Raw genomic sequence first — 12,078 nt, forward strand, 5'->3', positions numbered from 1 at the left:
AGTCCGAATTCTATACCAACACAACACGCCCCATCAAGCATTTGCGGTTTTCATCAAGTTCAGCAGTTGCTTCACGGGAATTGCAAAATTTAGACTCTGACCGGCAGGTATCGTATATTCGACAATGCCGATTACGTTGCCCTGCCCATCCAGAACTGGACCACCACTGTTTCCATGCGATATTGCAGCCGTAATCTGCAAGTCTCCATTGGTTCGAATGGCGCTGAGAACGCCCTGTGAGAATACACCCTCCAGACCAAGCGGGCTGCCTGCAACGAAAATAGTTTCGCCTATCTTTTGTTGCAATGGATCGATATCAAGCGGTTTCGCCTTCGTCCCCGGAACATAAAGAATGACCAGGTCATTGACAGGATCGCTGGCAACAACTTTGACAATGCGATACTGCTTGGAATCATTGGCAAACTTGGCGTAGCCTGCACCCATTCCCTTAATGACGTGATAATTTGTTGCTACCATATCTGGTGCAATGAAAAAGCCTGAGCCTGTTACGGCATTACGTCCGTCCGGATCGCTGAGAATCAACTTAACTGTCGATTCCATAACGTGTTGAGCCACAGCCTCCGCAGGCAAATCAGCGCCAGTCGTCGTAACGATGTTTCCCGACAACGCAGCGTGAGCAGGCTCTCCACTCAGTTGAGCACCGAATCCAAGTAACAGTGCGGCTTGCAATAGTACTGTAGCAGCCACTTTTCTTTTTCGAAACTTCATAACTTCACTCCTTGTGAAAAAATATAGAGGTAACTGGGGTTAGTTGTCCGATTCAATCGATTCGTGAATGATCGGCGATTGTGTGTCCAATCAATCAATTCCTGATTGATCGGCAATTGTTTGTCCGACTCAATCAAATTCGTGATTGATCGGCGATTGCTTCTCTGCAGAACGCAAAAAGGCTTGTGCCTTCGGATAGCCGCGCTCTGCAGCCAGCCGTACCAAACGCACAGCAGTTTTCTTGTTGATACGCATCGCCTTTCCAGAAAAATGCAGCATCGCCAGGTTATAGAGAGCGCGAGAAGAACCTTGTTTAGCCGCTCGACAGAGCCAGAAAGCAGCCTTGTCGTAATCTTTTGGCACGCCGTTACCAGCGTAGAACCTGAGACCGAGCTCAATTTGGAAATTGGCATCGCCTTCTTTTGCAATCTGCTCAAACCAACGTTCGGCTTGGTATGGATTGGCAGCTACACCGACACCATTGGCAAAAGCAAAGGCTACGTTGTATTGAGCTTTACGATGCCCTTGCTGCGCGGCTTTGTGAAACCAATAGAACGCTTGTTCAGAATCTGGAGCGACACCTTGACCAATGCAATACATTGATCCGACATTGAATTGCGCCTTCGGCAATCCATTTACTGCAGCAGTCTCGAACCAGTAAAAAGCTTTCTGAGGATCAGGATCAACCCCTACTCCACGCTCATACATAACGCCCAGGTTATTCTGAGCCTCACTGACGCCACTTTGCGCCGCCAGCGTGAACCAGTAAAGAGCAGAGCCTAAATCCTTCTTGACTCCTTTCCCCGACATATATAGAAGTCCCAAATTGTATTGAGCCTGGGCGTTTCCGTTGCGAGCAGCTTTGTGAAACCAGGTTGCCGCTTTGGCATGATTGGGTTTGATCAAAGATGGATTCAAATATAAAAGACCGGCTTGAAATTGAATGTTGTCATCTTTCTCCGCCAGGGCGCGCAAGATAGTTCGCCGACGCAGCGCGTCAGGCTTGCCGGAAAACAACTTACTCTTGCAGCGTGGCAGATTGCCGACCAGTTTCGTTTCAGGATCTAAGTGGTCGTTTCCGACCAGGGTTTGCGTAGACATAATCAAGTCCTCCAAAAGGTATTTCCTCTTTCAGATTCGCTGACAGCGGAGTTTCGCAGCACGGCAGAATCGTCAGAGATCAATTGACGTTTACGTCAAGGAGCTTCTGGTGAATATCTGGTCGCCACCGCTCATAGTGCAATTCAAAATAGAAATGCCCGCACGTACGTAAACGTTTGGAAACAACACAGGAGGTTCAGATTATGTTTCGATCGAACGGAGGCATGAGAGCAAAAGAACAGCAGATGCGAAAGACACTGAGCGCGACGCGAATATCAGCGCTTAAGCACCACATCCTGGAGAAAGCACTCACTAGCAGCGACCCCGCCATGCACTATCAAGCAGGGCTACTCTACGTAACACCGGAATCAAAAAACTACGAAAAAGCGACAATCTGGTTCAGCCAGGCAGCAAAAGGAGGCGATCCGCATGCACAACTGTATCTGGCACAAATACAGATAGCCACAGGAGATGCAACGGCACACAAGCAAGCGCACGAGCTGCTTCTGCAGGCGGCTGCGCAGGGGTTGGCAGAAGCTGAAAACGATCTGGGTGTCATGTATGAGTTAGGAGTCGGCGTCGAGCGAAACCTGAAGGAAGCATTTCAATGGTATCAGCGCGCAGCCAGCAACGGCATTGCACAATCACAATACAATCTGGCGCTCATGTATTTGGACGTTGACTATCCAATACATGACATTTTCCTCGGCATCTATTGGCTGAGAGTTGCAGCCAACCAGGGTCACAACAAGTCGTTACGAACCCTCGCACAAATGTACGAACGCGGAGATAACGTCGTTCAAGACGTATTGAAATCGGAAAGACTGTATATCGCCGCTGCAAAGAACGCCGATGCCTACGAGAAATTGCAACTAGCGATTCGCTACTGTCGCGGCAGCGGTGTTCCCTTAGATCGTCGCAAAGCCGCGAAATGGCTTGAAAGTGCCGCCAATCAAGGCGACGGACAAATTAGCGATCTGGCCATGCTTTGTTTACTCGAAAACAGAAACAAGGGCAAACTGAAACCAATTCGATCGACCAACAAGCCCGCGGCTAAGGTTCGCCATTCTGCGAGTCCAGTTCAGAACAGGAGCAAGTACTATGTTTGACTCAGACTCTAATCAATCGTTCGCGATTCGAGCGCCACCTGTGGCACGCTGCATTACGGTGCAGATGTCGTATCCTCCTCAACGTACGACATGCTCATCGTAAAATGGCACTGAGACGGTGTCGCATCCTCCTCAACGTGCGATCTCAGTCAAGTGCTCAATTGGAACTCTAAAAGACACCACATTCTCCTCAACGTGTGGTGTCTTTTAACAACAAAAAGCGCGGTCGAGAAGACTGCGCTTTTTTGTTTGTGTTTGATTCGCGTATAGAATTCTAGCGCAAATCTAATTTGATACCAGAATCTTTTCCAATTTTTGCTAACTTTTCACTCCATTTTTTCAAATCGGCTTCAGTCAAAATACCTCGTTGCGTGGCCAACCAGACGGCACGACAGCGCGGGCTCAAAACTCCAGCATCTTCGTGGTCCTTCGCCGGAATGGCAAATTTTGAATATAGAGACCGCAGTCTCGCCTGGACGGCGCGCTCGGTAACGTGCAAAACTTTCCCGGCGGTTGTGTCGGTATAACCCAATGCAATGCAAACCAGAGCTTCGAATTCACCTTCACTCAAAGAGTGCTCCTGCTTGCTCATGCGACTGACAACACGAGCGACCTCGGGATCAATCCAGCAATCGCCGGCAAGAACACCAGCTACAGCCTTTTGCAAATACATACCGGCGTTATCTTTAAGCAGGTAGCCATATGCCCCCGTCTCTGGTGTCACTTTGTACAGGCGCTTAACGAACGCTTCTTCGCTGTGATTCGAAACAATAATGATGGAAGCCTGCGGATTGTTTTTCCAAATCTGCTCGGCAGCATGAATGCCGTCTTCGGTTTCCTTTCTGAACTCAATATCAAGAAAGATCAGCGTCGGCTTTTCGGCGGAAGCCCGCGCAATAGCCTCTGCGGCCATCTCAACTACCGTTATGCGCTGAATATTGGGAAAAAGTTTCTCGATTTCCTCTTTTAACCACTGACGCCAAAATTCTTTATCATCGGCAATCAAAACAGTCAGTTCTCTCAAGCTGAGCGCAACTGTTTCAGATGTGGGCGCAAGATCCATAACAATTTCTCCATTTTAATTCCATAACTATAAGGCAATCATCGAACAAATTTCTGAAAGCTGTCTATGACGAAAACGTCAAACGCCACTCTGGCGCTCCAGTGCTATTATGGACCTGCACTGAAACCGCAACCGAGCCAACAGCACGCGGCATGCTCACGAATCATCCAATACTACGAGGTGTTCTCAAGGCCCTCCCCATGATTTTGATTGTGAGCCTGGCTTGCACGCTGGCGCACAAGATCGGCGCCCTGAATGGGCTGGCCGACCCGGCCATCGACGCCTTCTCTCGCCTGCGTCCTATCGCCCCCGAACATGTATTCGTCGTCGCTATAGATGAATCTGATTTTGAAGACAAAAACTTATTCAACTGGAAACTATCGCCGGAAGCATTGCAAAAGGTAATCTCCGCTATTGCAGATGCTCATCCGCGCCAGATTGTAGTCGATCTCGATACATCCAAAGAAGAATTCAAATCCTTGCTCAATTTCAAAACAGACGTACCAATCGTCTGGGCTGCCGTGCCTGCAAAAGGTCCAGGCGATCAAGAACAAGAGCAAACACTCTATGCCCTGGGCACACCGATCGAGAAGATAAACCCAAAGGTAGCTTTGGGCGTAGCCGCACTTCGAGAAGATCCCGACGGAGTGGTGCGGCATTACTTGAGACGATTGTACAGCCGCTCAGGTCGCACTCATCGCGAACTCGACAGCCTGCCGTGGGCTGCTTTAAAAGCCACCGGCGCTCCCATGCGCAGCCCCGACGCAAACGAAATAATGCTGCGTTTCATCAAGCGCTCTCGTCCCGTGCACTCGGTAAAAATGAATGCTGAATATGAGCGCGAGAATCTGAACTTTGCTTCTGTTCCTACCATAGATGCCGAGATGAACTGTAATTCAGTGCTGAAATTACACGATACGGAAGATTGGAAATCATTTTTCAATGGTGGTGATGCAAAAATCGTTGTTCTGGGGGGCACATATCACGCGCCCACAGACACGTACATAACGCCGCTCGGGAGGTTGCCCGGGGTTCTTATCAATGCCTCGATCATTGAAACTGAAATGCAGCAGGTGGGTTTGGTCCCCTCCAGCGAAACTTTCCTATTCCTTATAGAGGTAATGGTAGGAATTCTTCTGGCATTTATAAATACAAAATTTTCAAGCATCGACAGCAAAGTGCCTCTGGCGAGCACGATACTGTTGCTGGTGCTGCTGGGTGCGACAAGCTGGGCATCTTTCACCTCATTTTCTATGTGGTTTGATTTCATCCCTGTGGTGCTGGCTATACAGGGATACTTCATCTACGAGCATATGCGCGAGTTTCGACGGCGCACAATGGAACTCTTGAATGCAGAGAAGAAATTAGTGCGTGCAGTCGATGTAGGCACCGAGCGCGAGCGGCGAAGAATTGCAGAAGAGTTGCACGATGATACCAGTTCACTTTTCAGACAAGCATCGATGTCCATCTCAAGAGTATTGCAAGATCAGGCAGGTGCCGAAAAGCACGTCAAGCAAGCAGTCGAGTTGCTGACGGAGGCGCAAAGAAATGTCAGAGAGATAACTCAGGATCTGTATCCGGCGCAATTTGAAAAGTTCACCATGATCGAAAATATGGAACGCCTCGTTAAGCGGGCCGAGGTAGCGAAGTTAGAAGCGGAATTGAATGATGAGTCAGATGGACGCATAAATGATTTGAAAGAGACGAACAGACTGGCTGTCTACCGGATTACGCAAGAAGCGCTTACAAACATCATCAAACATTCGAAAGCAACTAACGTAAAACTGACTTTGAAGAAACAAGACGCGAACCTGACCTTGACTATTTCAGATGACGGTCAGGGACTGGGAGCCGGTCGAGAAGATTCACGCGGGCTGGAAACAATGAGAAGCCGAGCTACGCTTATCGGCGGAGAAATTCAGTGGAAGTCTCCATCAACTATTTTCGAAGGCAAAGGAACGGATGTCGTGTTGACCATACCGGCGAATTCCTTCAACTGACGCAGCTCTATCTTGAATTAACATCCGATCGCCGCTTCATGAATCGCATCGGTCAACTATTTCTTTCTGTTTGGTATTGAGATTTTTGGATAATCAGAGCCGGGTGCTTTAGTCTGCGCCAAAAGGAAAGCTCGTACTAAATCAGTTCGAGTGCTCGCCTTGCTATCGCTCCAGGCTTCAATCTTCTTCAGCAAGATTTGCAGGTTGGCTTTGTGCACCTCGTAATTAGCAGCCGTCGCGACTTCTACGATTGCAACGCCCAGAGCTGACCAATCAACATTCGAAGCGGAAGGACCAGCAAGAATCTTGAACGTGAAAAGACCTGGACTGACAGACCGAACTTTTGTCGCCGTCAAAGGATCAGCAATTGCTGAAGCACCACTTTTTTCCAGTTTGAACTTTACTGAACTGGCGTCAACTTCTTTGCCATCAACGAACTCAGTCAGTGACACTTGATACTTTCCATCCGGCAGCCTGGCCATGACATCACCAAAATCAAAATTTGCAGACGCAGATGAACCAGCCCCCGCCGGCAGACAGACAACAGCGTCAGTAAGCGCGACAGAACCATTAACATCCCTGCTCGCGGGAAAGATCCAGCCGCCATAGTTAGAAATAAACGGCAGAAATTGAGACCACCAATCATCGACCTGTTCAACTTCATTCAGCAGAAATGGCTCGCCGATTTTATGATTTCCGGGACAGACCGCCGTCGTATTATTGACGCACACAACCGTCAAGGAGCCCTCTTTACTGACACGAACGGGACGCTCATTCTCATAAACTGAGACCCCTCTGCGTTTGACGGGGCGCTTCTGTTTAGGGCTCTCAAGCACCCAGTCACCGCTATACGCAGCTACAAGCCCAACTCGCTTGCCCACCTGTGGCAGATTCGACTTGACCGAGGCAAAGGGAGCGGAAAATGTCGGAAGACCAGGCAGCGCTTGCAATGTAGTAATTGAAAGCGTAGCTGCCAGTAAAAGAGTTCTAGCCCGGTTCATAAAAATCAAACGAAAAAGTCTCGCAATATTTAGAAACGAAAGAAATCCGCGACCACTTGATTTACGTTGCATCCAAACAGAGTTTCCGCATCGTACAGAAATTCTATCCCACTGGCGAAAACATGCTCACCCGCAAGCGCTTGACAAAACCCTCAAAATGCCGCTAGTTGTCGCTCTTGACCACAATCGAAATTGACACCGAGAATATTAACTGGTGCAAGAACAGATTTTAAGATCTTTCCGATTCGAAGTGATATTGTGGACTTCCAGATTTTTTCCGGAACGGTGTCCCCGGTATCCAAGCGCCAAATTTCTTGCCCGTATAAAATTTGAATTCATTGGAGTCAAGTTTTTTTCGGCGCAATTGTCACTATTTTTGATCTAGCCGTCACGTCGATCAGAGATCCTGTTTGGAGTAATAAATGAATTCAGGTAAGTACCAGTCAGTCAAGAAACGCACACTCGCTTCAGTAGCAGCAGGGGCGCTCTTTCTGCTCTCAAATACTTTTCCACTCGCTGCACAGAGCGACGACTCTTCGTCAACGGGATCTGGTGCAGCGAATTCAGCCGCATCAACAGCCGCGAAAAGCGCAGGTGGCAACTATGCACTGCTGATTGCGATTGATGACTACATTTCACCGAATATCAATAAACTGAATGGCTGCAACAAAGACATTCATGACATAACCGAAGTGCTGGCAAAGAACGGCTGGCCAAAAGATGCAGAGCACATCAAAGTCCTGTCTAATCATGACGCAACCAAACAGGCAATCATCGACAACTTCAGAACGCAGCTCGTCGAAAATGCCAAAAAGCATCCCGATGCATTCTTCTACTTCCAGTACAGCGGTCACGGCTCTAGATGGAAAGACGCAACCAACGGTGATGAAGATGGATTTGACGAAACAATCGTGCCGGCAGACTCACGAACGCCTGACCATTACGACTTGATCGATAAAGAGATCGCCCCCCTGATTGCAGAGCTGACGAAATACACAAAGAATGCAATCTTGACTTTTGACAGTTGTCATTCAGGTCATATCGACCGCATGAACAGAAAGACACGCGCGCTCAAAGATGATGAGCGCCCGATTCCAGCAAATCTGGCAGCCCAGTTGAAAAAGTCCAGAGGTCTCGATGACGACGACAACGCCGGGGGCTTTACGCGTCGCACTGACAGATACATCTGCATTTCAGCATGTCTACCAACTGAGACTGCACAGGAAACTGAAGACCCTTCTGAATCCGAGCGCAACGGATTGATGACACGCAACTTGATTACGGCTCTAAGCAAGGTGACGCCCACCACCACGTACAAAGAGCTGCGTGACATGCTTCAAAAACAGATGAAGGACGACAATCAACACCCAGACATCGTCGGTGATTTGGATCGAGCCGTGTTTGGTTCATCAGCAGACAGATCTGATGCATCATTGCGCGTCACAAAAGTGGACAAAGACAAGAAGCTGATCACTATAGACGCCGGCACCAATATCGGTGTCACTGAAGGAAGTATCATCGCATTCTACAAGGCCAGCACACTGAAACTCGAAGGTGACAAAAATCGTCTTGGACAGGGAGTGGTGACTAAAGTAATGCCGCTCTCTGCCGAAGTAACCATGCCTGAAAATGTTAGTGAACAAGATGCTCTATCGGCTAAGGCGATAATCGCATCTTCGAAGCTGAAAGCGGAGCCTCAAAGGGTGATGCTGGAAATACCGAGTGACAAAAAGCTCAATACTCCAGACGCGCAAAAGGTACTGAGTACTTTCGAAACAAGCGTTAAGGACGATCCGATTGTGCGAATCGCCGGACGCTCTGCAAATCCTTTCAAAGGACGTTCAGCAGACTTTGACCTGGTGCTGGCGAATAGCACATTTGAAAAATTCGACACAGGTCATAGAGTGCCCGACGCACCGCCTAAGGACACGCCTGTCTTTTATCTGACTGATGCAAGCGGAGAACCTCTATTCAACAACTTTGTCAATCAGAAAGATCCGGATGCAGCGACAAAACTGTTGAAGATCGTTCACAGGAAAAGCCAACAAGATTTTCTCAGAAGCCTGGGGAATCAGCTCTCACCACTGAACAACAAGTTGAAGCTATCGGTGATTAGAGTGACCGGGTATCACAAGGATGATAACGGTCTAAAGGTTCCAACTGAGGAGATCCGAAAAGAAGATCAGATTGCTTCGCCGATTTTCCACGCTGGTGACAAGTTCAGATTCGCAGTGCAAAACACGGCAGACGTACCGGTCTATATCAATCTGCTCAGCATCGGCTCGAGTGGAGCGATTGACGCGCTCTACGATGCCACCAGCAAGGCACTGAATCCCGGTGACACGATGAAGACAGATGTCCTGGTGGCAGACTATCCTCTTGGTACCGAGACGGTGAAAGTAATTGGCACTACCAAACCTGCAGACTTCTCGGTTTTGACCAAGAAAGGTCTGAGAGACGCGGCTCCTACACCGCCCGGAAACTCTGCACTTCAGTCGATGGTAACGAGGGGCGTGCGGGATGTGCGCAAAGACTCGGAGCAGGAAGCAGCAAAAATCGATCTGGATGACTGGGCAACAACCAACTTGAACTATGTAATCAAGGACCGTCCCAAAGTAGCGTCGAATCAGTAACCGACCAAAATCTAAGCAACGACAAAATCTGACACAAAACGGAGTAAAAAATTGCGAGTCTCATTTTCACTATCACTCTCAAAACCTCACATCAATCGTCGCGCTATAGGAACGGCTCTAATAGCGGTGCTCGGCTTGAGCAGTGCCATTCCAGTCAGCTCGATCGCTCTGGATAAAGCCGCATTAGAAGGAGCGCATGCTGTTAAGGGCGGCAAAGTGAAAGTTTCTTACGACATTCACAGCCTGCACAATGACGGCTGCCAAAACAAAGACGACGCCAAAGAAGTGATGTGGGCGTTCAAAGAGAGCAAAGACGTTGATATGTCCGGCGTAAACAATGGTCTCAGAGATCAATATGTAGCCGGATTGAGTCACCTGTATGCCAACGATGTAAATCAACGGCTTGCCAACTGCTATTACACGCAGAGCATGCGATCGATGTGGGCTGGGCACGCTCAAAACAACGGCGAGAAGATGCACATCAACAAATTTACGGGTCCGGAGTTTGGCAGTGACAGTCCTGGTCTCGCCGCCTCCATAGACGGAATCGCTTTCCTCGAGGAAAGTCTGAACGGCAGACCCTACTTTGTTGTTGGACAGGAGATGGGCAAACTGACACCGTTCCAGAATCAGAATGTGCCAATGATTGCCACTGGTGCAGACCTGGACAAAGCATGGGACAACTTCGGCGGACAACCTTTGATTGTCGCCCTCAACACAATTACTCGCATGTTTTACTCAGATGAGGTGTTGCGACGTCTTCACGCAGACAACAATTATCTAGGCGGGCATGTCGTAGTAATCAGCGAACGCCGCGATCGAAAATCAGGCAAAGGCAAAACATCTCAACACGAATACAAATTGCTCAATTCGTGGGGCTGTGATGAAAACGGTGAACCTCGAAACGGCTGGGTAGGAGCGGATGAACTGGCTTCTGCTATGAACTATTGCGCCGAACCAGACCAGGTTGACGTGTCGCGTCCACCTACTCGCAGCGTCAGCCCCGGCGCTTTGCCGGCTCCCGGCAAGAACAAGTTAGCGCGTGGTAACGATGGGCTGTCACTTAGTTTCGACGCAAAAACTGTTGATTGGAATCACAGCAGCGGAGTGCAAGACAACTCGGGCGGACGTGACCTGGACGAAGATGAAGGTGGCAGAGGACTGCACACAGCTGATAGCGAAGCTGACGAATTGAAGCAACACATCGCAGCAGCATCAGAGGGCTTCACTGCCGACGAGAAAAAACTGATCACCGAAGCGATCACTCAAATTCTGACCAACAAAAACGATAAGGGACAAGATCGACTTTTCCCGATGTCAGATAAAGACAAGGCGGCATTGCTGCACCAGGCGAATCGCATGTTTACACGTTCCAAGCAAATCTATGCACAAGGCTTGGATCAAAACGACCGCAATCGGGCTGTGCTTGCCATGTTGCACGACTCAGCTAATCCTGAGCACATAAATCAAGGTGAACACAATACCTGCAACGTCACCACCATCATCAAAATCGATGCATTGATGAGACCAGCGGTGCAGGCGAAACGATTTGTCGACCTCTACACGAATGCAAATGGCGACCAGACTGTAAAAATGCCTGGCTAGCCCTGCATAATGTCAAAGAGATCACCAGATCTGAAAAAAGTGCCCGATCAAAAACGGTCGGGCACTTCGTCATCGAATGCGCTGCCGGATCTAATTGTCAGTTATGTGCAAGAGGAATTCCAGAAGCTTGCTGACCCGGTCAATGCAGTGCCAATGGCAGCGTACATGAAAACGGAAATGCCGTTTTATGGTATTCCCAAACCGCTGCGCGTGCCCATTTATAGAACACTGAAAAAGGAGTACGCGCCCGCATCACAAGAAGAATACGAAGACAGTGTGCTGGCTCTTTGGCAGTTACCGCATCGGGAAGAAAAATATGCTGCGATTGAATACGCCATGTTTTTCGACAAATTCATCTCGCACAAATCCGTTGCGCTCTATGAGCGACTGGTGCGCGAGGGTCAGTGGTGGGATTTTGTCGATCCTGTGGCAATCTGGTTAGTTGGTATTGCCTTGAAAAAGGATAGAACCAGGCTCGAGCCCAAAATGAATAAATGGATTCGAGACCCGGACATGTGGATCAGACGAACGGCGATCTTGTCTCAGAACAGACACAAATCCGAGACAAATGAAGCGATGCTCTTCGAGCACTGCCTGGACCGGGCTCACGAGAAAGAGTTTTTCATTCGCAAAGCGATCGGCTGGGCACTGCGAGAGTACAGCTACGCCGCACCACAATCGGTGCGCAAATTCCTGGATAAAAACAAAGACAAGCTCTCCCCGCTCAGTTTAAAAGAAGGCGCGAAACAACTAGACCGAGCAAAAGCCCGCACAACCTGAGCACGCCATGGAACGCACGCGTCCCGCGTACCCAACCCATGGGAGGTGTCCCAGTTG

Annotated in this window: 9 protein-coding genes; 5 read left to right on the plus strand and 4 right to left on the minus strand. The window is 49.1% G+C overall.

The window, feature by feature from the left end; translation table 11 throughout:
- Nucleotides 1–33: 33 nt before the first annotated feature.
- Both EKK48_27490 and EKK48_27495 read right to left on the minus strand, forming a co-directional pair.
- On the minus strand, nucleotides 34–729 hold the full coding sequence (locus EKK48_27490; GenBank protein RTL36100.1) for a serine protease: 696 nt from the start codon (nucleotides 727–729) through the stop codon (nucleotides 34–36).
- Between the two features lie 129 nt (nucleotides 730–858).
- Nucleotides 859–1,830: a sel1 repeat family protein gene (locus EKK48_27495; GenBank protein ID RTL36101.1), complete on the minus strand. Its 972-nt coding sequence runs from the start codon at nucleotides 1,828–1,830 to the stop codon at nucleotides 859–861.
- Nucleotides 1,831–2,033: 203 nt separating this feature from the next.
- Between EKK48_27495 and EKK48_27500 the strand changes: the two genes are divergently transcribed.
- Entirely contained in the window at nucleotides 2,034–2,939 is a 906-nt protein-coding gene (locus EKK48_27500) for a sel1 repeat family protein (protein ID RTL36102.1), read from the plus strand.
- 274 nt (nucleotides 2,940–3,213) lie between these two features.
- Here EKK48_27500 and EKK48_27505 read toward each other — a convergent pair whose 3' ends face one another.
- Nucleotides 3,214–4,002, minus strand: coding sequence for a response regulator transcription factor (locus EKK48_27505; protein RTL36103.1), 789 nt, complete (start codon nucleotides 4,000–4,002; stop codon nucleotides 3,214–3,216).
- Nucleotides 4,003–4,154: 152 nt separating this feature from the next.
- On the opposite strand from EKK48_27505, the gene EKK48_27510 reads away from it, so the two are divergent.
- Nucleotides 4,155–6,002 (plus strand): CHASE2 domain-containing protein, encoded by a 1,848-nt coding sequence (locus EKK48_27510; protein ID RTL36104.1) that lies wholly within the window; start codon nucleotides 4,155–4,157, stop codon nucleotides 6,000–6,002.
- A 56-nt stretch (nucleotides 6,003–6,058) separates the two neighbouring features.
- On the opposite strand, the gene EKK48_27515 is transcribed toward EKK48_27510, so the two are convergent.
- Nucleotides 6,059–7,075: a hypothetical protein gene (locus tag EKK48_27515; protein ID RTL36105.1), complete on the minus strand. Its 1,017-nt coding sequence runs from the start codon at nucleotides 7,073–7,075 to the stop codon at nucleotides 6,059–6,061.
- A 350-nt stretch (nucleotides 7,076–7,425) separates the two neighbouring features.
- Between EKK48_27515 and EKK48_27520 the strand changes: the two genes are divergently transcribed.
- Genes EKK48_27520 through EKK48_27530 form a run of 3 tightly spaced genes read left to right on the plus strand, consistent with a single transcriptional unit; the run spans nucleotide 7,426 to nucleotide 12,021 of the window.
- On the plus strand, nucleotides 7,426–9,636 hold the full coding sequence (locus EKK48_27520; protein ID RTL36106.1) for a hypothetical protein: 2,211 nt from the start codon (nucleotides 7,426–7,428) through the stop codon (nucleotides 9,634–9,636).
- 51 nt (nucleotides 9,637–9,687) lie between these two features.
- Nucleotides 9,688–11,241: a hypothetical protein gene (locus tag EKK48_27525; protein RTL36107.1), complete on the plus strand. Its 1,554-nt coding sequence runs from the start codon at nucleotides 9,688–9,690 to the stop codon at nucleotides 11,239–11,241.
- A gap of 9 nt (nucleotides 11,242–11,250) precedes the next feature.
- Nucleotides 11,251–12,021 (plus strand): hypothetical protein, encoded by a 771-nt coding sequence (locus EKK48_27530; protein ID RTL36108.1) that lies wholly within the window; start codon nucleotides 11,251–11,253, stop codon nucleotides 12,019–12,021.
- Nucleotides 12,022–12,078: the final 57 nt, after the last annotated feature.

Source organism: Candidatus Melainabacteria bacterium (assembly GCA_003963305.1).
GTDB lineage: Bacteria > Cyanobacteriota > Vampirovibrionia > Obscuribacterales > Obscuribacteraceae > PALSA-1081.